Source organism: Microcoleus sp. Pol12B3, from assembly GCF_036701355.1.
Taxonomy (GTDB): Bacteria; Cyanobacteriota; Cyanobacteriia; order Cyanobacteriales; family Microcoleaceae; genus Microcoleus.
Genome location: NZ_JAUBQS010000077.1, coordinates 1 through 26,639 on the forward strand (window position 1 = coordinate 1; position 26,639 = coordinate 26,639).

The following is a 26,639-nucleotide window of genomic DNA, read 5'->3' on the forward strand; positions in this document are numbered from 1 at the left end:
TTTTTGTCGATAGTCTAGACTGTAAGCCATTTTTTTATAATCAACTATTTTTAGCGATTTTATCATGATCTGACCTCGGTCTCACATTTATTTGAAATGACTATACGTACTAAGGCACCGTGCTGTCCCACTGTTAAAAAACGCGTTTCTCGACGGAAAAAATCTTCAAGATTAGCTGTTTAATCTTCTACCTCTTGAGTTTTTGAGCAACAGCTTGCCTTCTGCTAAAAGGCTGCTACTTTTAGCTGCACTGATTTTTTAGTCTAAACTACAGTTTTATAATCTCGAAACATCTCTTCAATTCCCATCCGCTTTTGGTAGGCAGCGATCGCACTCGCTTAGAGAGCCTAAATTAGTCAGGATAAACCAACCCTCCTGAACCGATATGCCCCGATATTTTCTTGGACATTTACAAGCGACATCCAATCCCCCTATCGGTTGAGTCTTTATGACTTTGACTCCAGGGAAATAAAGAGAAATTCCGGGAACCAATCCTACCTCCTTCAACGGCTGCCAGATTTCAGGTTCCGTTTCGATACAAAGAGAGCATTTAAGCCGTAAACAAAAATATACACCTCCCTCCCTGAGCCAGTTAGCCAGCTCGACTGAGCAAAATTCAGGCGTCTCCTAAAACCACTACTTTATAATCTTTCAATAGCGGTAAAATTTCTGCTATCGCATCCGTTTGTTCTGTCAAATTACTACTTCAAGGCTTGGGTAACAGTGACCCTGATAAAGGGATAGCTCTCTTCTCCCACACCAGGCTTACCACTCGTCAAGTTTATATATCCCCATTGGGTGCGATCGATGACAATTGATAAAGTCTGACCCACTTGGCAATAAGTGGTTAACCAATAAGTTATCAGGGGATACCAAACCTGGCAGAGGGTTAAGTGAGGTAAATTCAAGAACCTTTGTAATTTCCGACGTCGGCAAAGGGCGGTAATCGGATAGGGAAACACTCGGTCTAATTGCTCCAACTTAACTTGTCTGGACGATTGCAATAGATTAAGCAGGATACTTAATACTAAAAACTGAGTACGAGTTAAGTGTTGTTGGAGATGCGTCTGATAAAATAGAGGTAACATAGTTTGTGATAGGTCGTCGGTACTGTGAACGGGCCTATCTTTTTTTACCACAAGTGGGTCTACGCCTTACCTTGTCTAGCTTCTAACCTGGTTGTCACCCCCCAGGTAGAAAGGGGAACATCGATATATCTGCATTGATCCGCCTACATCTGCAGTCAAAAAAAACTCCCTACAATATCGAACTCAACACAACCTCATTAGCAGCAATCCAATCATAAATATCCTGCAAAGCTGCTTCCGGCCCAATAAGAGGCCGCCATCCTGTTGTCTCCATCACCCGAGAAGAATCAGTAATAAAAATCGGAATATCCCCCGCGCGTTCCTCCAAAACAGGATGAATCCGAATCGATTTATTCGTAATCTTTTGGCACAAATCAGTTGTCTCAACCAAAGAAAGACTGTTGCTCAAACCGCCGCCAACATTAAAAATTTCGCCGTCAAATTCAGCAAAATGTTCTAACTGATAATTAACTAACCTCAACAAATCTTCAACGTGCAGTAAGTCCCTAACCTGCTTGCCACTGCCGCCAAAACCGATATAATTCAGCGACTTTTGAAAATAATGAGCCGCCACCCACAAACCGCAAACTCCCTGATCGACTTTACCCATTTGCCAAGCACCAGTAATTAACCCGCAGCGGTTAATAATTGCGGGTACATTGTATGCTTCCCTGTATTCCTCAATCAGCAATTCCGAAGCTAATTTAGTTGCTCCGTAAAGCGAACGGTGTCCTTTTAATGGGAAGTCTTCTGATATGCCCAACTCGGATATACCGGGTAAAGTTTGCTCAGGGGCGATCGCAAATCTATTCGGCAACTCTAACAGCTTAACAGACTTGACACTGGCGATCGGATAAACCCGACTCGTAGACAAAAACAGCAAACTCGCACCGGTTTGTCTCGCCAACTCCAAAATATTCACAGTGCCCAGTAAATTCGTCTGCAAAACGTACTGAGGCGAACTAAAACCTGCCAGTACAGAAGGCTCCGCAGCACAATCTATAATGCAGTCAGCATTCAGTGCAACTGGATCTAAATCCGCCGCTGTACGAATATCCCCGTAAACAAACTGAATACCGCAACTTTTAAGCCGAGGCAGATTCAATTCTGAACCCCGGCGACGCAGGTTATCTAAACAAATTATTTGCCATTCCGGGTGCAGTTTCTTCAGGCCAATTGCCAAACAACTGCCGATAAAACCCGCCCCGCCCACAATTAAAATTCTCTCAGGCATTCACTTTTATTTTTGCTATCTTTCTAGTCCGGTGGTAGTCGCCGCGAGAGAGATGTTTTTCCAGCCAGACATACAAGACAATAAACAAATATCGACTGCCCATCTCTTTGATTTTAAGCTTAGAAATACCCGCAGTCCGATTGTACCACCTCAAAGGAATCACCGTATAGGAAAACCCCCGGACAATTGCTTTTAATGGCAGTTCGACTGTCAAATTAAAATGATGGCTCAAAATCGGTTGCACGCCTTCAATCACTTCTCTGCGGTAAATCTTAAAAGCATTGGTGACATCGCTGTAGCGCAAGCCGAAAATACTTTTGACAAACCAGTTTGCTAAGCGGTTTATTGCTAACTTGTGAATTGGATAATCAACTATAAAGCCACCTTTGATAAAGCGGGAACCGAAAACGCAATCATATCCTTCTTGCAACTTGCGGTATCCTGCTACCAAATCGATGGGATCGTCGGAAGCATCAGCCATCACAATTGCTGCAGCATCTCCGTCAAATTCCGCCAAACCCCGGCGCACGGCAAATCCGAAACCATTCGGAGGTTGATTGTTGATGTATCTAACTGTGGGAAAAGTCTCAGATAACTCCTGGCAAATATCAATAGTTCGATCGACACTATTGTCATTCACAATCAAAATTTCGTGCGGAATGCCTTCTAAATCGAGCGTTTGGGCGATCGCCCGCACAGTACCGTACAAACAGCCCTCCTCATTGTGGGCCGGTATAATCACAGAAATTTTCACTCCTCATCCTCCGCGCAACTGGACAAACTGGTTGTCAACAGGATTATACACCCAAGCTTTGATTTCGGTTTGGGCGATCGGCAAATTATTATCCGACAAATCAACAGCCCACCTTGCATTATTGTATAACTTAGATTTTAAACTCTCAGCGATGTCGGGACTGTCCAAATTTACATAAGCGTTAGCAAAAAAAGATTTTTTATCGCCGACAGATAGCAGTACGATATTCGGCTGTTTGAAATTTTCTGGCCAAACAGCCCAACCTGCAGCCCTGAGAGCAGCCTTTTTCGTAAGAGTCAAGAATTTATCGCTGGTTTGAGGTTTGTCTAAATAGCCGTAAACTTTCTCGGTATTAGAAATAAACTCTACATTTTTAGCTAACGTAATCCAACCTATTTTGTCGATAATAGCAGCGCCTTCTCTCACCAGCCAAGTTTTTTTGCTCAGCACCCTCAAACAACTTTCCGGCGAATTGTTGAAAAAATCCGACTGGTCCAGATAGTTAATTAACTGCAAACAATCTTGAGCGCCTTGTTTGTAAAGAAGTGCGGAGCGAGATTGGGCGATCGCCTGTTGAGAGTTAACAATAATTGTAGCAATTAACAGCCCTGCAACTACCCGATAAATAAATTTATAATTACTCTTTAACGTTGCTTTTGTTTCTTGATAATTACCTCGAACCAACAATTGTCCTAGCTGAACCACAGCAATTAACAGCAAAATCGAATTAGTCGTATATCTAGACGATTCGAGCGCGTGAATCGCCCCAAATTCTGCCCTACCAGCCGTAATAAACAGAGCCGATAAAACCGAAAATAAACCTATTGACAGCCAAGGTAAAGCCTCACGATGCTCGGTAATCTTTCTCCCAAAGTGGAATCCCAAAAATAAGAAACTTCCCAATATTAGCAATCCAACTAATGCTGAAATTCCAGGAGAGCGCACAATTGGCGAACCCAACAGACTCAAAAAGTAATCAATTACCACCAGGGGCTTATTCAACAATGAAATAATACTTGTTTTCCGACTGGGATGATAATCAATTGAGTAAACAACACAAGTTACAGCAAAGAGCAATATCCATATAATCAATCTTTTTCTTTTTTCTACCGCATTTCCTTCTAAAGCCGCCAGAGCCGGAATTGCAGCCCACCAAGACAGCAAGCCTTGCGCGAGGGAAAAACTAGCAATAAAGCAGAATAAAGCAGCAATCGATATTGGAATATTGTAGTAGGGACACGACAGTGCCGTGTCCCTACTCTGTTCGCTCTGGAGTGGTGCATCATTCTCAAGAACGGGCAAGATGTCCGTTTCACAAAAATTCAATGTTCTTGTGGAACGGGCATCTTGCCCGTTCCTAAATAGCTTATCGATATTGGTGCAACAGCTCTGTTTCATCCGATTAAAGATGGCGATAATATTAGGCAAAAATTTGCGATTTGAACTCAGCGCATAAACCGCAGCTACCAAACACAAATTGACTAAAAACCAAGCCAATTGAAATCCCCAAAGCCAGTTTTCTTGCTGAACTAGCGAGAAAAGCAAAATACAAGTTAAAATATTAGCTAAATGCCACAAATCATCCGCAACATTCTTAACTTGCATCGAGGATAACTTGTACATAGCGATAAAAGTTATCGCAGCCAAACCTATGCTGAGACACAACTGATAATTAATATTCCATTGAGAAGCAAAAGCCAAAATAGCAATAATTATTTTCGGAAAAAGTATGCGGTGGTTGCTGTGCACAGCCCAAAAATCGTTAAAAGTTACATTTCCCTGAGCTATTTTCTCAAAAAGGCTAGCTAACCTCCACTCGTCATCAACGGGAACGTTAACGCTAAAATTCGCTACAAATCCGATTAACAGGACAACAGGAATTAGATATAAAGTAAATAAGATGATTTTTTTCATGAAAGTGCGATCGCACTGATTGCCATCACCATTTTATATCAAACCCGGTTAAATAATTTTTATCAAGTTTGTAGTGAAGGCTTCACTCCTCATAGTTTAGGCATAGCGGGACTTGCATTCCTTACTACAAACAAGTTGAAAAACATAACACATAGAAACCCGGTTTCTTGAAGAAACCGGGTTTCCGAACAGCCTAAAAGCCTCGCGTTCAATTCGGTTAACCGAATTACTTAATAGTCTTGAACGTATCCATTTTCCCAGTAAATCGGTTGATAAACATCTGCAAAACACTCCGCTTGCCGATATTGATATTAGAACTCACGGACATTCCCGACTGCAAGTTAACCTCAACTTGATTTGCCTTGCCCTTATTCAAAACAAACTTCTGATTCTTGAGCTTAATTTTGGTTTTGAAAGCGTAGTATTTCCGCAGTTCAGTAGGAGGCTCAGCATCGCTGCTAATCTCTTTCACTTCACCCTCAGCAGTACCAAACTCCAGAGCCGGGAAAGCTTCTACATTCACTTCCACAGGAACGCATTGGTATTTGGTCAAGCCCAGTTTCTCTCTGTTAACTTCCTTCTCTGGACAAACGCAACTTTTACCTTTTTCGCAGTCAATCTTTTCTCCGTCCAATTGTTTGCCGTGATACGGTTCCAATTTTTCCCGCTTCTGTCTCAAAGCATCCAATACCAGAGCCACATTGCTGTTTTCCAGGTAAACAACTGCTTCCAGACCGTTGTCGTCATCCAAAACCTTGAGCAGCTTTTCAGTTTGCTGCGCTTCGTAATAAGCTTCTTCGCAGCGTTTTGGGCGCGGTTCGCCCGGTTTCAACACCGAATTAATAATGGATTGGCATATCGGATCTTTCGCCATATCCAACTTAGCTTTCTCCTTCGTAGAAGGCTTCAAATCAAAGATTACCCCCGATACCGGAGCCTTCATCACTTGAGTATCGCGGTTTTGTTGAGCCTTCTCTAGCTGAGCGTTCACCTCGGACAGCTTTTTCAGGTTTTCCACTTTGAAGCGGCTTAACTGAGAATCGCTGCTGGCAATTTGTTTCTGGTTTTCAGCAATTTTGGTATAAAGTTCTTTCGCCCAGGAATCCTTGGTGTTTTTCAACTGTTCTTCGGCGCGGGCGATGGACTCCTGAATGCGCGCTTGCTCTCCTTGCTGGCGCTGTATTTCAGCACTAATTTTTTGGATGTCACCTTGACGCGCGTTAATTTCACCGCGGCGCGTATTTATCTCACCTCGGCGCGTGTTAATTTCGCCTTTGCGGGCGTTGATTTCACCTTCGCGCTGCTTGATTTGATCTTGCTGTTTGAGAACGTCGCTTTGACCTTTGAAAACATCTTGTTCTTGACGTTCTTTTTGCAGTTCAGCGATGGCTCCTTCCTCCACCAGGGGGCCTAGTCTCCCCAAAATGCCTTGATTTGACTTCAATACTTGTTGGGATTTCGTCAACTGTTCTTCGGCCAACTCTTTCTGAGCCAAGGCTGATTTTACTTGCTCTTGCGAAGAAGCTAACTGCTGCTGAGCATAATTTAATTGGTTCTGGGCAAAACCTAATTGTTGCTGTGCCACTATCATTTGATCGCCGGCGGCTTTCTCAGCATCCTGAGCTTGCTTCAGTTGTTTTTCCAACTCCTGAACTTGGCCTTGAGCTGCGGCGACGCGAGACAGAAATTCCGATCGATAATTAACATAAAGTCCTTGCTGGGCTGCATCAAAATTTCCGCTAGCTCCCCGATTGAGGTACAGTTCGTCAATCAAAGCTTGCAGCACTTGATTTTGTGCCGCGAGGCTCTGTCTGTCCTTAATTGTTGATTCTAGGTTAGAAGGAACAGGGCCTTGAATTTTGCCGTTGACAACATCTTCATAAAATTTATTTTCCTTTTCCAGAGCTTCTTTAGTTTTCTGTATCGATGTTAAATCGGCACTGGGTGCAAGGGGGTTGAAAGTGAGCAGAGGCTGGTTTTTTTCCACACGATCGCCATTTTCAACGTGAAGTCTCACCACAGCGCCCGTAGCAGGTGCTTGGATGTCTCTAGCACCATCTTTGAGTTCTAATTGCCCGACAGCGGGGACAGCTTGCTCTACGCTAGCAAAATAAGCCCAAACTACAGCAGAAGTGGTCATCAGCATGATCATCCACAAAAACAAGTGCGACCAAATCGCTGGTTTTTCGAGAATGACTGGTTGCTCAGAAAGTACTACCGATTTCATAGCCATTTGTTAGTTCTCAGTTGTTAAGCGTTAGTGATCAGTTGTGAGTTGTTAGATATCAGGTATTCGATGACTCTTGTTGTTGGAAGAGGCAGTAGTAACGCCCTTTAAGAGCCATTAATTCTTTATGAGTTCCCCGCTCGACTACAGAACCTTGATCCATCATAATAATTACATCAGCGTTTTGGATTGTAGTCAGGCGGTGAGTAATGAAAAACACCGTGCGGCCGGCGAAAGCTTCTGCTAAGTTATTACAAACTTGGCGTTCGGAATGGTAGTCGAGGGCGCTTGTAGCTTCGTCCAAAATCAGCAGTTTCGGGTTTTGCAAAATCGTGCGGGCGATCGCCAAACGCTGCCTTTGACCCCCAGAAAGCGACGCACCCCGCTCTCCGACTATCGTATTGTAGCCCGCAGGCAAGCCCATAATAAAATCGTGAGCCACGGCTAATTTTGCCGCTCGCACAATCTCATCCGTACTCGCATCGGGATTACTCAGAGCAATATTTTCCTGAACAGTACAGTTAAACAGCAAAGTATCTTGCAATACCACCCCAAGTTGGCTGCGAAGCGAGTACAGTTCCACCTTAGAAATGTCGTACCCGTCAATAAAAATCCGGCCCGACAGCGGCGGATAAAGACGCTGCAACAGCTTCATCGCCGTACTTTTACCGGAACCGCTTCCCCCCACAATTCCCACAAAACTGCCAGCGGGAAATTCCAAATTAACATTAGCCAATTGCAGTGCCCCGCTTTCTAGAAATCGGAAGGAAACCTCCTCATAGGTAACCTGCCCTTGAATTGCCGGCAGCGGGATATTGTTCCGGTCTTCATCGCTGGTTTCCGTCGGGGTATCGACCACATCCTTAAGCATATCGATCGACATCGAGACTTCTTGGAAACTCTGCCACACGCTCACAAAACGCAGCAGCGAACCAGTCACGTTCCCGGAAATAATTCGGAAAGCAATCAACTGACCCAAAGTAATCTCATTTCCCAGTACCAAATAAGCTCCTACCCACAACTGAGCTAAGTTACCCACCTGGTTTAAAAAGCCGCTAACCGTACCTGCTGCCGTCCCCGTGATAATTGTTTTAAAACTGGCTGTAATGTATTTTGCGTAGCGGCTAGACCACTCCCAACGGGATTTCAATTCAATATTTTGAGCCTTAACCGTTTGAATCCCGCCGACTACTTCCACTAAATAAGATTGAGAGTCAGAAAAACGCATATTTCTCTGTTTGATCAGGCGCAGCACCAGCGGATTGATTAGAATAATCATCAGCCCCAGTATCGGTACCACTGCCAAAGATACAAACGTTAGCTGCACGCTGTAGGAGAGCATAACGGCGACGTAAACCACCGAAAATACTGCATCGAGAACCACTGTCAGAGCTGTGCTCGTCATGAATTCCCGAATCTGGCCCATCATGCTGAATTTGTAAACCAGATCTCCCACGCGCCGATTGTCAAAGTAATTTTGGGGCAGCCGCAGCAAGTGGTCGATGACTTCTGCACTCAATTTGACATCGATGCGGTTTGAGGTGTCTATAAACAAAAAGGTACGCAAACCGTTGAGCAGTCCTTCAAACAGAGCAACACCTAACAGAAACGCCCCCAAAATATCCAAGGTGTCAATGCTGCGCTGACCTAAGACTTTATCAATAATTATTTGGCTGATTAATGGGTTTGCAAGACCAAATAACTGTACAAAAAACGAAGCGAGCAACACCTCAAAAAACACTGTCTTGTGTTCCATCAGCGCCGGCACAAACCACCAGAAACTGAACTGCTCTTTTTGTTCGACTTGCGGAGCTTGCAGCAGCAGGACTTCTCCTGATTCTCCCCAGATTTCTTTAAACTGAGGTATCCGCTTCCGCATCAGCCCCTGTTCGGGCGTGGCGAGCACCAATTCTTGCTCGGTGATGCTGTAAATAATGGCAAAGCTATCTTGCCATTTAATCATTACGGGGGCTTTGATGCGGTTGATGGCTTCTGCTGGCACTTGCGCCAATTGGGGCGTGAGGCCGATGCTTTGGGCGATCGCCCCGCAGGCTTGCAGACTGATAGAACCAGCGGTTTTTAACTGATTTTCTAGAACTTTGCGGATGATATCTCGACGAAATTTAAGACCGAAATACTTGCTCAACATCTGGAAGCAAGCTAGCGGACCGTCAATCTGCCCTTTAGCGCGGAAAACTGGGTATTTCGCCGCCGCATCCTTTGGTTGGCCGCTTGCGGGTTCTGGGGGACGCTCTGGGCCGGGTATAACCTCGATGAATGCTCCGCCGGGCGGCTTCTGCCCTGGACCTACTGTATCTGGCGTGCCATTTAATGAGTCTGTTTCGGGTTGGGGTTCTGGGGGTTCCCGGAAGCCGACCAAGCGGGCGCCGAGGCGGCCTTCTACTTTTAAGGATTTGGCTGCGTTTTCCACAGAGAAGCGGCTGCCGGTGGGAAAGTCGCCCAAGACGCCGCTGCTGACGAGCCAAACTCGATCGCCATCTAGCTCTTTGGCCAGGTCTTGAGTTTTTTTGTTGCCGTTTGGCACGTTGACAACTTTCGCGTCTTGCCAAGCTTGCAGGGTGAGTTCCTTGAGATTGGAAGTCCCGTCGGCTTGGCGCTGCAATTCCAGGCTCAACAGTTCAAATACTTCGCTCAAGGAACAGTGTTCGCGAAAGGCTTCTCCAAAGGTCGGCTGTTTTTCCACTACGCTCAGGAAATCTTCGGCAGGTAGGACGATCGCAATTACATCTGTAGAGGCGATCGCCGTTTCGCAGGGAACTCCCCGGAGCAAGCCAGCCCAGCCGAGAATTTCCTGCGACTGCACCAAGCGCAAACTTACGTGGCGCTGCGATCGCTGGTCAAAGCCCAGCAGCCGGGCCTGCCCTTGATAGATAATTGCCACCTGAGTCGGCATTTTTTCCCGTTCAAACAGCGGTTGCCCCGTCCGGTAGCCTAACAGTTGGCATTTAGCCACCAAGGCTGTGAGAGCGGTCTCTGAGAGCCGGTCAAAGGGAGGTGTTTTAGCTAAGAAATCCTGAATTTGGGAGAGGGAAACAGCGGAAGAAGTCATCCGATTTTAGATTTTAGATTTTAGATTTTAGATTGAATCCACAGATGAATCCGGAGGCTTTTTGTTAGGATGCTACGCTTTTTAAAGTCTCCACGGATAAATCCGGGGGCCCCAGACGAAATTGCTTTCGGTCATGATATTGAAGACACGGAAGAGAGGGGCTGTAGCGGGCCTATTTGCGATATCTGTTCGGCGAGCCAGCTTTCAAAGAGTTCGTTAATCAAGTGCAGCCGCATCGATTCATCGAGCTGGGCCGGCATGAACTTTTCTAGTCGAATAATTACCATCCATTCTGCCAGAGGACGTGGCGTCCACAGTTGATTTGGCTGGCTGACGGACAAAAGTTTGCTGATTGCCGGGTGGGGCTGCGAGAGCGGTACTGGGCCCAACAAGCCACCTGACTTGGACTCTGGCCCTTCGGAATAGTCGCGGGCCACTTCAGCAAAGGTTTGTTCCCCTTCGAGGATGCGAAAGTAAAGTTCGTTTGCCAGTGCTGGATTTTTGGTGCGTACCAGGGAATAGACTACATGGTCTAGGCTGGCTTTGCGGGTTAAAAAATAATTATCTACTTTAGGTCTCCAAGTGGCTTGCTTAAATTTTTCGATCAGCAAGGGCCTGACGGCCATCTCTTGAAGTTCTTCTTCCGTCATGTTTTGGCCGCGCAGCCAAGCTTCTTTGGCTTCGGGGGCTGTCAGTTGGTGTTGTGCCAGAAAGTTCTCGACGGCGGATTTGCGTTCTTCGTCGCTGCAACTAAAGGATGCGATCGCTTGGTCTACTATTACACCGCGCAAGAATTGCGGCATTAACTGATACCGCTTCAGGAGCGATGGCATATCCTGAGCTTGCAGTAATTTATCGCCTATTTGAAAAAGTCCTGTCATTTTTTTATCTCCAACTGACTTGCGCTTCCCCTTTTAATTTAGCTGTGGCAGGAAAAGAGCGACAACCACTAACCCCTCGATTCCCCGATGATAGCAGACCGTCAGTGGGCTAGCGCTATTGCTGTCTATTTCTTGACGCTCTGCCTAGCGAGGGGTTCCCCGCGGGTCTCATAATGGTAACCGGGTGCGAGAGTGGGAGAGTGGGAAAATCTTTACTTCTGCCATCTTCCTTTTTCCCTCAACATCCATCCGTTAAATCCCGTACACTGCTTAGTTGCTGAACTTCCTTCTTCCTTCACCCTCGGAATAGTTTTTCAAAGAGTGTTCCCAGTTGAGTCGAGCAAGCGCGACTGTCGAGATATTTCGGGTTTGCCACCATTTTTTGCTGAATTCGATCGCGGTAGTGCCGGCGCAGTTCTGGGTTGTTTCCCAGTGCTGTGCTCAGATCTAAATAAGAGTTCTCGCTGTCTGCTACCAGTTCCGGAAGTAGCAGTTCTTCGATCACTGCGGCTGATTGTCGCGATCGCCCTGTTTGGCCTTTTCTTACCACTACAGGCAACCCCACCAACAGCGCTTCTGCCGCATAGCAGGCACTGCTGTATGGATAGGAGTCTAAATATATATCAGCCAATTCCAGACATTTTATGTAATCTGCGCGAGATGGCAGCGCTTTAATCACAACTAAGCGCTTTTTGTCAACCCCAAATTCGGCAAAGAGCGATCGAATTTGGTTGTAAAAAGGCACCGTCGGATAGTTTTCATTGCCGGAACTAAAGGGATACAAAACTAAAATAGAATTTGGTACCGCCGCAATAATTTTTGCCCAATTTTCTCTCAATTCTGGGATAATTGTAAAAACTTGAGCGCCGGACATGAACACTACAGATTCCTCAGTTGCTCCCCAACTGCTACGAGTCGGTTCAACTATGGCAGGTGCCGATCCTACACTATAGCTTAAACAAACTCCCGATCCTTTTAAAGTAATTAATTTTTCGCGATACTCTGCTGCTGCACCTGCGGGCAATGTCAAATCTCCGGCCATGAAATAATCGATATTTCGGGCGCCCGTGGTGGCGGGGGTTGATGCACCGCTAGCTATTTGCACCCGTGCTAGTCGGTGCAAGCACAGGAGGGCGCATGGCTCAGAAGTGTTGGTAATATTGGTGCAGATTAGCAGAATATCTAAATCGTGCGATCGCATTTCTCGGACTTGCTGGGGCAAATCTTCTGACAGTTGCACCAGTTTGTCGGCGCAACTTTCGCAATATTTCCCCAGTCGTTCGTCTTGTACCTGGAAATAGTACACGATAATTTCAAATTTGGTTCTGTCTAAATATTCAAAACTCGGAATTGCAGCACGAGTCTCGGATTCATCACTAATTTTATCAAGCAAAAAGCCAACTCGAATTTTAGTTATTTCTGGTTCTTTTTGAGGAAAATCCCATTCTATTTGACAGCCGGCATTTTTCAAATAAAATTCCAGAATATCATTTCGTTGACTCAATATATTGAGCAGATTTTCCTCGCTCAAGTACAAAGCTTGGAAGCTAACATTTTTCGCCATAAAGGCCGCCAAATAACGCCACACTTCTGAATCTGGAAAACGGGCGATATTTCCAGCGACATACTTGATTAACTGCTGCAAATATTCAGAGTACCTTTCTATTTCCCAGTTTTGTTTAAAATAACCGGGAGACTGAAAGATAAATTTCAAAAAGTCGTCAAAAAACCACTGGGGAATTGCTGCATTTTTATACTCAAGTGGCAACTGATAAGCGTCGCGGTACAGCATCGCTGCGAGGAGATATTGAATCTTATCGGCAATTTCCCCTCCTTCAGCAAGTTTGGAGGATAACTGCTGGACAAAACTTTGTTCTTCCTCAGTTAAAGTTTCATTTTTGAGGGCGCTACCTAGGAGCAATTTATGAGCTTGCCCCGTGTCTTTGAAGTAAGCATTTTCTAATTTTTTAGCTGGCAAATTCAGCCAATATTCAGCTAGCTGTTGGCGGTATTGGCGCAGCACAAGAAGAGGCTGTTTTGAGGGAAATTTATTGTATTGCTCAAGCATTGCTGACAATTCCGATAAGCTCGGCTGGGTTCTCAATGCCAACTTTTGGCGGATTGTCTGTTGGATTTGTTGATCCAGGAAACTGTAATCAGAACTATTTAGTAGTTTTTTGTAAAATCTGACTACATCTTTATGATTTTCCCCAGCCGCGAAGTTTTTCCAAGTTTGTTGTTCGGGATGAATCCGCAGTGACGACAGTTTTTCGTCTACAAATCCGATATGATAGTTCCCCATGATTCGCCACCACATATCTAAGTCTACATACTGAGATAATCCCGAATCAAATAATCCTATTTCTTCAAATACTCTGGCGGCAATTAAGACGGTACTCGGTTCGCCAATTTTGTTTATGGGGTTGCTCAAGCAGTTAGTATCTGCCAGTAATTCTTTCCCGGACTGAATAGATTTTAAATTAGACCAACTTTTATGCAAATCTTTAATTGATTGGGAAGCTTTCCGCAAAATCGGGTTAGATTCATTTTCAGCTATGGTGATGCCTCGCGCGGAGAAAACCATACCTATTTCAGGGTTTTGTTGGGCGACGGCGACCATTTTTTCAATACATTCTGGTGCGAGCAAGTCGTCTTGAAACAAAAACTTGATGTATTGACCTTTTGCTTGGGATATGCAAAAGTTCCAGTTTTGTGATAAGCCGTAGTTGCGGTGCAGTACAATGCGGAAATCGATTGAGGTTTGGGATTGGAAGGATTGGGCGATCGCAACTGTTTCGTCTGTAGAACCGTCGTCGGATATAATCAGTTCTATGTTAGGGTAGGTTTGGGCCAAAGCACTTTTGATTGCTTCCCCAATAAATGCTTCTCCGTTGTATGTCGGAATGCAAATGCTAACCTTCGGCTGCCCGTTTTGTAGTTCTGCTGTGGATTGATTTTTTTGCTGTGATGGTGGCAAGTCTGCCCTAAATTTGGCAGACTTCGGTTGGGCTGTTCCTGACAGAAGTATGCTTTGAAAGTTATCGGTAATCTCGGCAATATATTCGAGACGTTTTTTAATTTTATTACCTGTAACTTGCGGGTGGAGTAAAGTCTGAATTTCCTCAGCAGCTATCGCTCCAATTTGCTGAGCTTCCCGGTAATTGTTGAAGACATGACGCATTAAATCAGCAGCGTGTTCGACATCCGGTTCGGCCCAAACATTGCCTTTTTTGTAAGGCCCGCAATCTTTCTCAATAGGGATTAACTTATACTTGACTAAATAGCTATTGCCGACATTCATAAATTCTGTATTTGATGAATAGCTAGTGGCAATTACTGGTTTCCCGTAAAACATGGCTTCAGCCATTGTTAAGCCGAATCCTTCGCAGCGGTGCAGCGATACATAACAGTCGCAATTATAGAGCAAGCCGTTAAGTTTATTTTTGGACAAATACCCGTCTAGATGTTTGATATTTGAATTATTTGCTATGGCTGAGTTTAAGGATGCTTGCGCCGCTAAAAATTTGTGGGAATTAGAAGATTTGATTACCAATAATACGCTGTTATCTTCGCCAAAAGCTTGCTTAAATGCTTGAATTGTCGCTAAAGTATTTTTGCGCTCGATGCGGCTAGAAAAGTCGAAGACAAACAAGAAAATAAATTTATTTTTCGGTAAGTTCAGTGCTTCTCTGTTCAGGGAAGGTGCGGGCAGAGCAATACTAGGCATGATTTTGATGACGGGAATTGGCGAGACTGCTGAAATTGCCTCGGCGCAATAGTTGCTGTAAGTCCATATTTCGTGAAAGTGATTAAATGCTGGCTGCCATTCTGGGGGAAATGCGGGAAGTTCCCAAGCCCAAAAGCCGATATTGTATTTGTTTTTAAAATAGGTGGAACCTGTATGTTTGATAAAGGTTGCAACTTCATCGGCGTTGACTTGAATTAAGTTTACAGGATAGGGATTATCTGGGCTAAAATTTTGATAGGTGGTGTCTTTCTTGCGGTGGGGACTGCGGGTAAAATTGTTTAGGGCGAAGGGAATCCCAGCGGCTTCTGCAGCCCTAATATTGGCTCTGACACCTTCTCCTATGCCAAATTCGCCGTTGATGTAGCCGGCGATGTTCATTCCTCGAATATGGTTCATAGTTTCTAATGTATTTAGGACAGTGTAGTGTGGTTTTTTTGAGAAAAAGCAGAATTAATCAGCTCAATTGCGCTCAAAAAGGTAGGCTAGAGAAGAAATTATAATTTTGCCGAATATTGGCTAACATATAGCAATCATGGAAGAGTTGTGAATAAAATTTAAAGGAAACGCTCTTAACGTAGACCAAGAGAAGAGAAAAGAAAAAAAGTTCGCAACTGAGATTTTAGTGCTTGACAAAGATAGCGATCGCCATTGTATACTGGCATCGCAATGCTAACCTTCGGCTGGTTGTCTGTCGGCATGGGTGGCTCTGTTTTATTTTACGATAAACTAATCAGGAATTTTAGACAAAGTGAGCGATCGCGCCAACCACGACTTCTTGAAGCTGCTACCGCCGGATGCTAAAGTCATTGTCGAAATTGGCTGCGGTACGGGTGCGACGGGCGAACAGTACAAACTGATCAATCCCCATTGTCAGTATATTGGCATTGAATGCGATCGAGAAAAAGCTAAAATTGCAGTCGATCGGCTAAACTGGGTGACGGTAGCCGATATTGAAGAAATTGCCCTCGAAAGTCTCGAAATCGCTCCAGGAACCGTCGATTGCTTAATTTTCGGCGACTTGCTACCTTATCTCAAAAACCCTTGGGAAGTCCTCAAGCAGTACAGTGGTTTGCTGAATCCAGAGGGGCAAATTCTCGCCAGAATCCCAAATGTTCAATACTGGCGGCGAATTGTCAATCTGCTGCGCGGACATTGGGAAAATCCCGACAGCAAGATGCAGCACTGGTTTACCCTAGAAAGTATTAAATCATTATTTGCTCAAGCCGGATTGCAGGTTTATGAATTTCAAGGGAAGGGACACAAAACCGAAAATTTTGTGCACTTTCAGGAATTACTGCATCCAATGGTAAAGGCTTTAGAGCTCACATCGAGCAGTTTTGCTACGGAAACAGGTGCTGAACATTATATCGTGCGATCGACAAAATCGACCGTACCTGCACGCAGACTTCTGATTCAGACTATCATTATGGCTCCTACCGGGTGCGATCGCGTGCGAGTTTTGGAACCGGACAAATTTAGCGCCACAATTCCCGGTGTCCGCACCGTATCCGGCGTAAAAACAGCAGGATTAATTCCCCCCCTGCCGGAAGAAGAAAAAGTTTTCATCTGGCAGCGGACAATTATGCAATATCCCGGCTATATTCCCCAACTCAAAGAACTGCTGCAACAAGGCTATTTAATAGTAGCTGAAATTGACGACAATCCCATCCGCCGCCGCGAATATGCAGATAATAATTACCTCAGCTATCGAGGCTGTCACTGCGTTCAAACTTCTACAGAACCCCTCGCAAAAATTTTGCGCCAATACAATCCCAATGTGGCTGTATTTCCCAATCACTTAGCTTATCTACCTCCGCAGCGAATTTATCCGGTAGAAGATACTGTCACAATTTTTTTTGGTGCACTCAACCGCGAAAAAGATTGGCAGCCGATTATGGCAGCGCTAAATCGAGTTTTAGTCGCACACAAGCACCGGATTCAAGTTAAAGTAATCCACGACAGAAAATTTTTTGAATCCTTGAAAATACAGCAAAAAGAATTTGAACCGTTTTGCAGTTACGAACGGTATCAAGAAATCATGTACAGTTGCGATATAGCTTTGCTGCCGCTTGTTTCCAACCCGGTTAACGAAACGAAGTCCGACTTAAAATTTATTGAATGTGCAGCGCGGGGAGTAGCGGTGCTGGCAAGTCCGACTGTGTACGAACATTCGATTGTCGAAGGTGAAACAGGATTGATTTATAGATATGAAAAAGAGTTTGAAACTAAACTAAATTCGCTGATTTCTGACACTTCTCGGCGCCGGGAAATAGCCGCGAATGCTTACGAATGGGTGCGCGACAACCGCTTGCTGTGCGGGCACTACCGGCAGCGGCGAGATTGGTACTTACAGATGCGAGACGAGTTGCCACGTTTAAATGCTGAGTTGCACGATCGCCTGCCGGAGTTATTTGGTGACTAAGTGCGGTAAGATTTATAGGGTTATTGTGCGATCGTTCTGTTTTATTGTTTAATTTCTAATTGTTACTCCACACCAATGCGAATTCTCTTCACTATTGCTCACTTTTACAATCCCAGCGGCGAGGGGAAACACGCTTCCCAGCGAAATGATCCGCAACCGCGACTGAATGCTTTAACCGCTTGCGTGACAGCGCTGCAAGCTTTGTACGGCAAATCTCAGTCCATGATTGACATTAGCGAATGTGCAACTATCCCAGCAAATCAATCTCAACAGCACGAAATTGACATTGTTATTTGCACTACTCAAGGTTATCATCTGTTGCCTCAACTGCCAGTGCAACCTAGATGTTTTATGCACCACGCTACCAAATGCGAACCGCTGCTTTTGGGGTTTGAATGTCAAGCAGTATTACGGGCGTGTCTTAACAAATACGATTATTTCTGTTATTTGGAAGATGATTTAGTTCTGCACGATCCGTGGTTTTTTAGTAAATTAAAGTGGTTTACGCATCACGGGGGAAATGGGAATTTGCTGCAACCTAATCGCTATGAAATAGCGCCTAAAGGTGCAGTGTTTAAAGCATATGTTGATGGTGATTTAGCAGATTCAGCGACTTCTCAGTTTCAAAATGTAGAGGAGCAGCGGCAGTTAATGGGAAAAATCATGGAACAAACAGTCGCTTTTGAGCGGGCGTTGAATCCTCATTCCGGCTGCTATTTTTTGAATGCGGAACAGATGGCACACTGGGCTAAGCAGTCTCATTTTTTGGATAGGGATACTAGCTTTATAGGCCCGCTGGAAAGCGCGGCGACTTTAGGGATTATGCGAACTTTTAGAGTTTACAAGTCAACTCCTGCTTATGCTAATTTTTTGGAGGTTCAACATTTTGGAACGAGTTTTCTGAATTTGATTGGTAATAAGGTGAGGGTGCCGGAAGCAGGATGAGTTAAGATATTCAGGTAAGCTGCAATTCTTGAGAGGTAGCGTGACCCCGGCAACCGAAAAGATTGTCCTTCCCTCTCCCTTCCCCGACCACACGAAATTGCCAGAGGAAGATGGCACTTTCGGAAAGAATTTTCAGGAGCATCCGCAGAGCATTATTTTGACTGATTCTCTTGGGTCGGTATTGCAAGAGCTTCATCCCGATGGGCAATATGCTATAGGGCAAGACTGCGGCATCTACTGGCGAGAAACTGACCCCCTTGAAAAGGGAGCAGAAGCTCCAGACTGGTTCTACGTGCCGAATGTGCCACCAACACTAGGAAATCAGATCCGTCGCTCTTACGTGCTGTGGCGGGAATTCATGGCTCCGATGATTGCTTTGGAGTTCGCATCAGGAGATGGTTCACAAGAGCGGGACACAACCCCACTATCGTACTCGGAAGTTGGAGCGGCGCAAAGACCTGGGAAGTTTTGGGTATATGAGCGGATCATGCGGATTCCGTTTTATGGCATCTATGAGATCAATAGTGGCAGGCTGGAGGTTTACAACCTGAACAATGGGTTTTACCAGCAGTTGCTTCCGAACGATCGCGGTCATTATCCGATCGCGCCAATGGGCGTAGAATTAGGACTGTGGCAAGGCAGTTATCAAAACCAGACAATGCTGTGGCTGCGGTGGTGGGACAGCGAGGGCAATTTGCTGCTGACAGGTACAGAACGAGCTTCCTTAGCAGAGCAGGCTTTGAGTGCAGAAGCCCAAGCACGGCGGGATGCCATCCCTCGGTTGTTGGCAATGGGATTGAATACACAGCAAGTGGCAGAAGCACTCGGTTTATCAGTAGAGGAAGTTAGGCAGCATTCACAATCTTAATGTTGGTTTTTATTAATAAGAAGTCAAAACATCGCCGATTTTAACTGTGCCGCTGTTGATAATTTTGGCTAACACTCCAGTTTGTGCGTGACCGAATTCCTGTTGCAGTAAACTGAGTAGGGAAATATCCCGATCGCCTGTTTCGGGATTCACTTCTATATTGACGCAGCGGCCGATTCGTGCTGTAACTTCTATGCGCGCCGTGCCTAATTGAAACTGTTTTCCGATCAACTCAAATTCTGACCAAGCTGCCATACCTTCTAGCACAATGTTCGGGCGAAATCTGGCCACGTCAATGTTTTGAAGAGCGATTTCTGTTAATTGGTCTAATGTGGCTTGACTGAGTAAAGAAATGTGTACGGGTTCTCGATCGGGATAACGAGTTTCGCCGCTGCTGTCGCCGACTAAGTGCAAAGGTGCAAACTGCGGGTGTCTCGCTTCTTTTGTGGGTTCAATTGCCGCCAAATATTCTGTGAAAAAACTGCCAATGCGATCGCGCCCCGCTGCTGTGTTCGTTTCTGCGGATAACACTTCAACTCCTTGACGCTTGACGGTTAAAACCGTCGTTTCCGGTTGATAATCGCATTCCAAAGCTGCTAACAGAGGCCAATCATTTTGAACGGCAAAATTTTTTTTGCTCATCCAAGGCACATTATCTGCGGGCATCTTTGCAGCTTCAATATTATCTGCAAACATTAAGGCAAAAGCTCGATCGCCCTTAATTCCGTGTCCTGCTGTTAAAGCAAACTCCGACATTGCTTGCGGTGTCAGCCCTTTAATTGGATAAATAAATAACTGTTTTATTGTTGCTACTGTCATATTTTTTTTAGCCCTGCTTCAATTTAAACTGAACTCTTGTCCCCCCCTTACTAAGGGGGGCTAGGGGGGTCGAAGCTATTTTATAAACATTAATAAAATTGCTCTACAAACCGGATTAAGCTAGCAATTCATAGCGGCGGATATCTGGAGGCCCAACGGCCAAACCGTCTAACTTCTGCACTGCGTCTTGAATGTGAGTTGAACCGAGATGTAGTTCGAGCAAATCTGCACTTTCCCACTCTTCAACGAAGGTAAAATCTGTGGGATCGGCTTGATTTTGCAGGAGTTCGTATTTGATGCAGCCTTTTTCTTTGCGAGTGGGTTCCATAATACTCAGCAGCAGAGATTTAAGTTCTGCTACTTTGTCGGGAAAGGCAGCGAGGCGGGCGACTACTCGCAAGGTTGTTTTGGACATAGGACAAAAAGTCACAGATAGGACGATCGAATTTACCGATTTTACTTACCAAACTCAGCAAAACACGATTTCACTTAAAATAACCTAAAGAGGTCGATCGGTCAACGGCACTAAAATTAGTCCAGGACGCGCTCAAGTCTCAGAAACCCGGTTTCTTCCCAAATTCTTCGCCACCAACCACAGAGCGTCGTAGAAACCGGGTTTATTGGTATATTTTGGCGAATACCGGAGCTACTCAATCTTTGGGATAAAATCGCTTGTTTTCTGTAGAATATTCCCAGGCGAGATCCTCCGGGTCTTTTTCGCGGCTCCACTGAGCAAACTCCGGCTTAAGTTTCCACTTGCCGATCGTAGTGGCGTGAACTTTGAATCGGCGGGAGAGTTCCGTTTGGGTAAAAGAGATTTTGGGCTTTTGAGGAGTCTTGGTTTGAGTAATGGGGAATAAATTTGGTTTTTTATCTTGTGCTTTTTCCCGATTTATGGGAGGCTCTTGAACAGCTATTGTCGCATTAAGTGTTTCGCTTGGAGTGACAGGTGGAGCTATTTGAAAATAATACAAAATTCCGCCTTGTTCTGTCACTTCAAAATCCGCTGCAAACTCAGAGGCTCGTTCGTCCAGATACTCTTGAACCTTTTCTCCGGGGAGTTTTGCATTCATCGCCAAATCCAAAGCCGTAACTCGCCCTTGATTTTCCTTGATTAACTTGTAGAAAACCGAGTCTAAATGAGCGAGTTTGTGTTTTTGTTGCTGCTGGTAGAGCCTCCAAGCCCAAGCAATGCCCGCTGTGGTAGCGATCGCCCAAAACATCGTTCCCGACTCGAAACTGGCAACCGCCGTCAAGGAAATAGGCAAAAGCAGGGTAAGATATCCCCAAATGCTTCCCTTCTTTAGGTTATTGCTGTTTTTGACCATAGTTCCCAAACAGGTACGTAGTTTAGCTTAGTAGAGCGTGTCCGAATGCCGCGAAAGTTTTTCGACAGTCGATATATCGGCTAATCGCTGACGCACTCTACAACAAAATCCCAGAATCTACTTTTTTTGCAACCGAGGGTTCATGTACTTTTTTCGCAAACAGATTACCATCCTGCTGATAGTTGTTGCTTGCTGTACGCTGACGATTAGTTGCAGCAATAGTCGAGCTGTCCAGTGTACTAAATTTACTGAAATTGTCAACAAAGGCAACGCTCTCCTTGATGTTAATAAAGACAGCAACGATCCTGCAACGACCGACAATTTAGCTAAAAATTTGAACCTGATAGCGAATGAACTTGAGGCTCTGCGAATAACAGATAAAACCCTCAAAGAAATTCAGGAGCCATCGGTTAAATCTTTCCATGAAATTAGTCAAGCACTCGGCGACATAAGCAAAAGTCTTCAGGCTGGAAATCTTGCTTCTACAAGTATAGAAGGTCGAGAGCAAATCCAAGCTGCTCAAGCAGATATTATTAGAGCAGGCCAACAGGCCAATCAAGCAGCCGCAAATCAAGACGCTTTGACTAGCAAACTGATTAATTATTGTAAGAGCGATCGCTAAAGGCTAAGAGTTTTGAGTTTTGAGCTGGCCACGCGAACCTCAACAATCCACGGGGGTGAATGAATTTGAGGAATGCGTCGCCTTCACCTACTATCTACCCCTTTGCAATTACCCAATTTTTAGTGATGAATTTCTAGATTCAAAATATAGCGGCCGAGTTGTACTTTCTCCGACCACAACTCGTATTCTAACTGCAAGTGTCCGGGTTCCGGCTTTCCTGTCAGCGTCAAGTTGCGGGTGAAGTTGCGGAGTCGCAACTGTTCGGGAGTCGCCAGCGATTCGCCCTGAAGCCAATAACGGCTCAGGCCGTACATTCCTCGTTCCCAGCAGTGGCGGTAACTGTATTTGCCGTTTCCTTGCATAGTCATAATGACTCGATAGGGCGAAACTTCTAGCCAGAGCAACCGGGGTTTTGTAGTTGGGGGCAAAATTGTAACTGGCTCGGCCGATTCGTCGGAACAGTCGGAAAATTGGCGATCGATTATTGCTGGTTCGTGTAACAACAAGTGAAAGCGATCGCGGTCTTTTTGATAAAGCGTACCAGCGGTTTCAACAACTGACCACAATGGTAAATCTGTGGATACCAGCGATAAACTTACAGGCTTGCGGTGATGCGTCAGCATAAACAAAAGTGTAGGAGTTGTTGTGGATCGGGGGGTTTGAGATTTGAGATTTTAAGCTTTAGATTTTAGATTTTAGATTAGCTGGGTTCCAAATTCCGGAGCTTTTGCTTAAAAAAATGAAAAATCTACAACTCGCAATCGAAAATCTAAAATTGTTTAGTCACAATTGAATCATCTGGTCGATAACTGAGAGCTAGACATGAAATCTAAGCATATACACGGATAATATGGGTGAAATTAAAGTGAAATCCGTACTGCTGCGTCCGCACTTCTGTGTCCTCGATAACTGACAGCGGAGTCTCCGGGCGAGTTTAATCAGCTTTTAAGTTAACCGGACACATTGGGAAAAAACCCGCAGGCCGTACAAACGACGACTGACTTAGGACTGGGAAAAAGGTAGGATAGCTAACACCATCCAATCCTAGTTTATCTCAATGCAAGCTGACATTATAACTACTACGCTTCTTGACAAAAGCCAAACTTTAAGCGTTCAAAAACCTGCATCGGGCTTGTCACTGGTGGGGAGGATTCGAGTTCCAGGCGATAAGTCGATTTCTCACCGAGCTTTGATGTTGGGTGCGATCGCCCAAGGTGAAACTACTATTGAGGGACTACTCCTAGGGGAAGACCCCCGCAGCACGGCTAAATGTTTCTCGCTCCTGGGAGCCAAAGTTTCTGAACTCAACGCGGAACGGGTGACAGTCAGGGGCGTCGGAATTGGCGAGTTAGAGGAGCCTGTGGAAGTCTTGGATGCGGGTAATTCCGGCACGACGATGCGGCTGATGTTGGGAATTTTAGCTTCTCATCCGGGGCGTTTTTATGCAGTAACGGGTGACAGTTCTTTGCGATCGCGCCCCATGTCGCGCGTCATTAAACCGCTGCAACAAATGGGAGCGCAAATTTGGGGCCGAAAGAGCAATTCTTTAGCTCCTTTAGGGATACTCGGACAGCAGTTAAAACCGATTCACTACCATTCTCCGATCGCCTCGGCTCAAGTTAAATCTTGCATATTGCTCGCCGGTTTGATGGCAAGCGGAGAAACTACAGTCACAGAACCCGCCCTGTCGCGGGATCACAGCGAGCGGATGCTGCGAGCGTTTGGAGCCCAATTGAGCGTCGATCCAGAAACTTGCAGCGTGACAGTTACTGGGCCGACACAACTGCAAGGGCAGAATGTGATTGTACCGGGGGATATTAGTTCGGCGGCATTTTGGCTAGTTGCTGGGGCGATCGTCCCCGGTTCCGAGCTCGTAGTGGAAAATGTCGGCGTCAACCCAACTCGTACAGGCATTTTAGAAGCTTTGGAAATGATGGGCGCCGATATTGAACTGCAAAATCAGCGAGAGGCTGCCGGAGAACCGGTAGCCGATATTTTGGTTCGCAGTTCCGGCCAATTGCGGGGATGCACCATTGCGGGCGACTTAATTCCCCGACTGATTGACGAAATCCCGATTTTGGCCGTAGCGGCGATCTTTGCGTCGGGTACTACAATAATTCGAGATGCGGCCGAGTTGCGTGTCAAAGAAAGCGATCGGCTGGCCGTGACTGCTGCGGAACTCAACCGCATGGGAGCCCAAATTTCCGAGTTACCCGACGGTTTAGAAATTACCGGGGGAACTCCTTTGATCGGTGCGGATGTTGACAGCTACACCGACCACAGAATAGCGATGAGTTTGGCGATCGCAGCCCTCAACGCCACAGGTATTACTAACATTCACCGGGCCGAAGCTGCTGCCATTTCCTACCCCGACTTTACCGCCACTTTACAACAAGTTTGCCATCCAAATTGAGAGCGGGAGAGTGGGAGAGGGAGGAGTGGGAGGAGAGGGAGATTAGGAAGGAGATGAGAGAGTGAGAAAAATCCTCTTTCTTCCTTTTTCCTGACATCCGTTACATCTTGTACAGTGCTAGTTGCCGAACTTCCCTCTTCCTTCAACATCCGTTTAAGAATCCTTACCTACAACTTGTTCTTTTAAAGAATCAATTTCCGTTAACAACTCTTGGCGATCGGAAGCCTTGAGCAGATAGCGGTAAACAAACCAACCCGTATATCCCATGCCAATCAACTCAAAAACTGGAGCTACCAAAGGGACATCATTAAGAGCACCTAAAACTCCCAGCATTACCTTAATACTAATACCGCCTGCCAGAATTAAACCAACAGTTATGAGGGGCTTTTGGTAGTCAGCAAAAAAATTGGATAGATAAGCTGGAAGTTCCGACAAAATTGTAATAACTTGGTCTTTAATATCTTGGAACTGGCTGGCCGGTGTTTCTGTGGTTGTCACTGTAGTCATGACTCCCGGTTTGTCCTCCACCAGATCTACTGTCACGACTTCAGTGATCGTTTGTGTCTCGTCCGAAAAGTTAGCTTGTGTCATTGAATACTTCCTCCGTTGTCAGGTAAAATTGCAGGCTGTGAATTGCTGCCAGTATAATTCTCCGGCAATTAGCACAGCATCCGCGCTGCAGGGACTAATTGATGAGACTAAGGCAGAGTTTCACAAATTGCAAGCAAAAATAACGATATGACTTGATTTTAAACAATTGCCTTCGCTGCCAAATCGCTCTTTTGACTCATTTTTTCACTTGATATAGGTCGATTTGATTCGGGCAAGGGCGTCCTTGTTCAAAGTCGGTGATATTGCCGATCGTGGTTTCGGCGATATTTTTCAAAGCTTCCTCAGTGAAAAAAGCTTGGTGTCCGGTAATCAGGACGTTGGGGAAAGTCAGCAAACGCTGAAAAATGTCGTCTTGGATGACGTGATTTGACAAATCTTCAAAAAACAAATCCGTCTCTTGTTCGTAAACATCTAAGCCGAGGTAGCCAATTATACCAGACTTTAGTGCTTTGGTAACAGCTTTAGTGTCAATCAACTGACCGCGGCTGGTATTGATCAGCATCATTCCCGGTTTCATTTGCTCGATCGCCTCTGCACCGATCAAATGGTAGGTTTCCGGTATCAGCGGACAATGCAGACTGACAATATCAGAGGCGGCGAATAGTTCCGGGAGTGCGACGTATTCCATGCCTATGGCGAGGCAATCTGGGTTTTGGTAAACATCGTATCCCAGCAGGCGACACCCGAATCCGTGCAGAATTTGGGCAGTAATTGCGCCAATTCTCCCTGTTCCAACGATTCCCACCGTTTTGCCATGAAGGTCAAAACCCAACAGACCATCTAGGGCGAAATTGCCTTCGCGGACGCGGTTGTAAGCCCGATGGATTCTGCGGTTGAGGGACAAAATCAGAGCGACTGCGTGTTCGGCCACTGCGTAGGGAGAATAAGCCGGAACTCGGAGGAGAGTTAGATCTAAATCCTTCGCTGCTGCTAAATCGACGTGATTGAATCCAGCGGATCTCAGGGCCAGCAAGCGGACGCCTTTTTCGGCAATGCTGAGCAGCGTTTTCGCGTCCAAAGAGTCGTTCACGAACGCGCAGACTGCAGGAAATCCAGCAGCCAAAACGCTGGTTTCCAGGTTCAGACGCGGTTCAAAAAAAACTAAATCGTGTTTGCCGCCGACATTCGCTGCTTCCAGAAATGTGCGATCGTAGGATTTGGTGCTGAATACGGCTACCTTCATGATTTTTGCCTGCAAACCCAGTAGTAATTGGAAATTCTTTTCAGATTAACTCTAAATTTTAGTAGAACGCCGTTGACCCAAACAACCCAGTTTCCACGATCAATATTGAGTTTCGCAACGAGGCCTCTCTCAAGAAACCAGATTTTTAGCCGTAAGGCAAGTCTTGCTTATTGTTTTGAATACAATTGCTTATACTGTATTAACGATCGAGCGTTAATTCCTACTTTTGAGGAAAAAATCAGATGCCCAAAAAAATAAAAACTCAAATATAGGAAATTTTAGAAAAATCCGAAATGGGCAATTTATACAGTTTAGCAGACGATATTTTTATAACTTGTTTAATTGTAATCAACGTAGCAGCTTTTATTGCTTCTACTTCGCCCACCTTGTCGCAAGAACAAAAGTTGATTTTGGAAAATATCGAAATTGTTTCATCTGACGGGGTGACAACCCCGTCAAAACCCCTAGCTGAAGCAGGTTAGACCGATTTATGGTAAAAAAAGATGGGGTC

At 45.4% G+C, this 26,639-nt stretch carries 19 protein-coding genes; 6 read left to right on the forward strand and 13 right to left on the reverse strand.

Annotated features, from left to right (window positions below; translation table 11 throughout):
- Positions 1 to 1,257: 1,257 nt before the first annotated feature.
- The 7 genes from QUA53_RS25490 to QUA53_RS25520 all read right to left on the reverse strand — a co-directional run bounded on the left by QUA53_RS25490 (position 1,258) and on the right by QUA53_RS25520 (position 15,312).
- On the reverse strand, positions 1,258 to 2,322 hold the full coding sequence (locus QUA53_RS25490) for an NAD-dependent epimerase/dehydratase family protein (RefSeq protein WP_333100455.1): 1,065 nt from the start codon (positions 2,320 to 2,322) through the stop codon (positions 1,258 to 1,260).
- Positions 2,315 to 3,076, reverse strand: a complete 762-nt coding sequence (locus QUA53_RS25495; protein ID WP_333100457.1) for a glycosyltransferase family 2 protein — start codon at positions 3,074 to 3,076, stop codon at positions 2,315 to 2,317. The genes QUA53_RS25490 and QUA53_RS25495 overlap by 8 nt, the downstream gene beginning before the upstream one ends.
- A gap of 3 nt (positions 3,077 to 3,079) precedes the next feature.
- The gene (locus QUA53_RS25500; protein WP_333100458.1) at positions 3,080 to 4,990 is read right to left on the reverse strand and encodes a hypothetical protein; all 1,911 of its coding nucleotides are present in this window, start codon (positions 4,988 to 4,990) and stop codon (positions 3,080 to 3,082) included.
- Positions 4,991 to 5,216: 226 nt separating this feature from the next.
- A complete protein-coding gene (locus tag QUA53_RS25505) occupies positions 5,217 to 7,223 on the reverse strand; it encodes a chromosome partitioning protein ParA (RefSeq protein WP_445304985.1) in 2,007 nt (668 codons plus the stop codon).
- Positions 7,224 to 7,275: 52 nt separating this feature from the next.
- Positions 7,276 to 10,287, reverse strand: a complete 3,012-nt coding sequence (locus QUA53_RS25510) for a peptidase domain-containing ABC transporter (RefSeq protein WP_333100462.1) — start codon at positions 10,285 to 10,287, stop codon at positions 7,276 to 7,278.
- Between the two features lie 131 nt (positions 10,288 to 10,418).
- Positions 10,419 to 11,168, reverse strand: coding sequence for a peptidylprolyl isomerase (locus QUA53_RS25515; protein ID WP_333100464.1), 750 nt, complete (start codon positions 11,166 to 11,168; stop codon positions 10,419 to 10,421).
- A 295-nt stretch (positions 11,169 to 11,463) separates the two neighbouring features.
- A complete protein-coding gene (locus QUA53_RS25520; protein WP_333100465.1) occupies positions 11,464 to 15,312 on the reverse strand; it encodes a glycosyltransferase in 3,849 nt (1,282 codons plus the stop codon).
- Between the two features lie 352 nt (positions 15,313 to 15,664).
- Between QUA53_RS25520 and QUA53_RS25525 the strand changes: the two genes are divergently transcribed.
- From QUA53_RS25525 to QUA53_RS25535, 3 genes are all read left to right on the forward strand, one after another.
- Complete coding sequence (locus tag QUA53_RS25525) at positions 15,665 to 17,338, forward strand: methyltransferase domain-containing protein (protein WP_333100467.1); 1,674 nt, start codon at positions 15,665 to 15,667, stop codon at positions 17,336 to 17,338.
- A gap of 75 nt (positions 17,339 to 17,413) precedes the next feature.
- The gene (locus tag QUA53_RS25530; RefSeq protein WP_333100468.1) at positions 17,414 to 18,283 is read left to right on the forward strand and encodes a calcium-binding protein; all 870 of its coding nucleotides are present in this window, start codon (positions 17,414 to 17,416) and stop codon (positions 18,281 to 18,283) included.
- 40 nt (positions 18,284 to 18,323) lie between these two features.
- Positions 18,324 to 19,151, forward strand: a complete 828-nt coding sequence (locus QUA53_RS25535) for a Uma2 family endonuclease (protein WP_333100469.1) — start codon at positions 18,324 to 18,326, stop codon at positions 19,149 to 19,151.
- 12 nt (positions 19,152 to 19,163) lie between these two features.
- Here the strand turns inward: QUA53_RS25535 and QUA53_RS25540 are convergent, their stop codons facing one another.
- The 3 genes from QUA53_RS25540 to QUA53_RS25550 all read right to left on the reverse strand — a co-directional run bounded on the left by QUA53_RS25540 (position 19,164) and on the right by QUA53_RS25550 (position 21,298).
- A complete protein-coding gene (locus tag QUA53_RS25540) occupies positions 19,164 to 19,970 on the reverse strand; it encodes an MOSC domain-containing protein (RefSeq protein ID WP_333100470.1) in 807 nt (268 codons plus the stop codon).
- 115 nt (positions 19,971 to 20,085) lie between these two features.
- A complete protein-coding gene (locus QUA53_RS25545) occupies positions 20,086 to 20,385 on the reverse strand; it encodes a putative quinol monooxygenase (protein ID WP_190656699.1) in 300 nt (99 codons plus the stop codon).
- A gap of 235 nt (positions 20,386 to 20,620) precedes the next feature.
- Complete coding sequence (locus QUA53_RS25550; RefSeq protein WP_333100471.1) at positions 20,621 to 21,298, reverse strand: hypothetical protein; 678 nt, start codon at positions 21,296 to 21,298, stop codon at positions 20,621 to 20,623.
- A gap of 142 nt (positions 21,299 to 21,440) precedes the next feature.
- Here QUA53_RS25550 and QUA53_RS25555 point away from each other — a divergent pair, with 142 nt between their 5' ends.
- The gene (locus tag QUA53_RS25555; RefSeq protein WP_333100472.1) at positions 21,441 to 21,920 is read left to right on the forward strand and encodes a hypothetical protein; all 480 of its coding nucleotides are present in this window, start codon (positions 21,441 to 21,443) and stop codon (positions 21,918 to 21,920) included.
- A 119-nt stretch (positions 21,921 to 22,039) separates the two neighbouring features.
- Here QUA53_RS25555 and QUA53_RS25560 read toward each other — a convergent pair whose 3' ends face one another.
- Positions 22,040 to 22,543 (reverse strand): hypothetical protein, encoded by a 504-nt coding sequence (locus QUA53_RS25560; RefSeq protein WP_333100473.1) that lies wholly within the window; start codon positions 22,541 to 22,543, stop codon positions 22,040 to 22,042.
- A gap of 434 nt (positions 22,544 to 22,977) precedes the next feature.
- On the opposite strand from QUA53_RS25560, the gene aroA reads away from it, so the two are divergent.
- On the forward strand, positions 22,978 to 24,333 hold the full coding sequence (gene aroA, locus QUA53_RS25565; RefSeq protein ID WP_333100474.1) for a 3-phosphoshikimate 1-carboxyvinyltransferase: 1,356 nt from the start codon (positions 22,978 to 22,980) through the stop codon (positions 24,331 to 24,333).
- 153 nt (positions 24,334 to 24,486) lie between these two features.
- On the opposite strand, the gene QUA53_RS25570 is transcribed toward aroA, so the two are convergent.
- The gene (locus QUA53_RS25570; protein ID WP_333100475.1) at positions 24,487 to 24,924 is read right to left on the reverse strand and encodes a CAAD domain-containing protein; all 438 of its coding nucleotides are present in this window, start codon (positions 24,922 to 24,924) and stop codon (positions 24,487 to 24,489) included.
- A 196-nt stretch (positions 24,925 to 25,120) separates the two neighbouring features.
- On the reverse strand, positions 25,121 to 26,128 hold the full coding sequence (locus tag QUA53_RS25575; RefSeq protein WP_333100476.1) for a 2-hydroxyacid dehydrogenase: 1,008 nt from the start codon (positions 26,126 to 26,128) through the stop codon (positions 25,121 to 25,123).
- A 293-nt stretch (positions 26,129 to 26,421) separates the two neighbouring features.
- Between QUA53_RS25575 and QUA53_RS25580 the strand changes: the two genes are divergently transcribed.
- Positions 26,422 to 26,610, forward strand: coding sequence for a hypothetical protein (locus tag QUA53_RS25580; protein WP_333100478.1), 189 nt, complete (start codon positions 26,422 to 26,424; stop codon positions 26,608 to 26,610).
- Positions 26,611 to 26,639 lie beyond the last annotated feature (29 nt).